Here is a 704-nt window from a genome sequence, read left to right as displayed (position 1 = left end):
GGCTCAGTTCCACTCGAATTGTAGTGTTTTCAACCACAGTGAAATTTTTGGTGTCTTGCTTTACCAACAAATATGGTATGACGTCTTTCTCAGCCGTTATTGAATAGTCCTTATAGCCGATATCAAATACGTATTGGAACCCTTCTATGTTATCCTCAAAGGAGTACCGATTTGCCCCGATTGGTTTTACTTTAATCCGATCTGTAGGTTCTAAGAAGCTAACTGACACATTGCCAACATTAGCATATCTTGATGAAACATCTTCTTTTGTGCCATCATCCACAAGTATTTTAGAATAGCCCCCGTGCCAACCTAGTTCTGAATAGGCACTTGGATGGTCATACCATATTCCCTCATAACTGGGATATTCGCCGGTTGAATAGTGGTAATACAGTGTCGGATCAACGTGAACCCATTGATCATCAATGTAGACTTCGTTCCATGCATGATCTTCGGCCGTAGTCCTAACTATTCTTGATTTAAAGCCCGCCTCTGAAGTTGTTTTATTGAAGAGAATAGCTAACTCTTCGCATGCTCCCGTTTTATAGTATGCTATGAAATGTGAGTTTTCATTAAATAGCATGCGGGATGGTCGGATATGGGGTCTAGCAGACATATTATTTGGAGAATCTCCATATATTGGAAACCTCATTAAACAAGGATTCAAATAAAATGTTGGCTTCACGTTATATGTTTGAAAGTAG

1 protein-coding gene is annotated in these 704 nt (G+C 39.5%); it reads right to left on the bottom strand.

Annotated elements, in window-relative coordinates; translation table 11 throughout:
* The coding region (locus tag EI28_RS13830) for a transglutaminase domain-containing protein (protein WP_231476871.1) at positions 1-652 on the bottom strand (652 nt) is incomplete at its 3' end.
* Positions 653-704 lie beyond the last annotated feature (52 nt).

Origin of the sequence: Methanoculleus sp. MH98A, from assembly GCF_000691865.1 — an archaeon.
In the GTDB taxonomy this organism is placed as follows: domain Archaea; phylum Halobacteriota; class Methanomicrobia; order Methanomicrobiales; family Methanoculleaceae; genus Methanoculleus.
The sequence above is the reverse complement of the archived record's forward strand: the minus strand, read 5'-3'. Positions and strand labels throughout refer to the sequence as shown.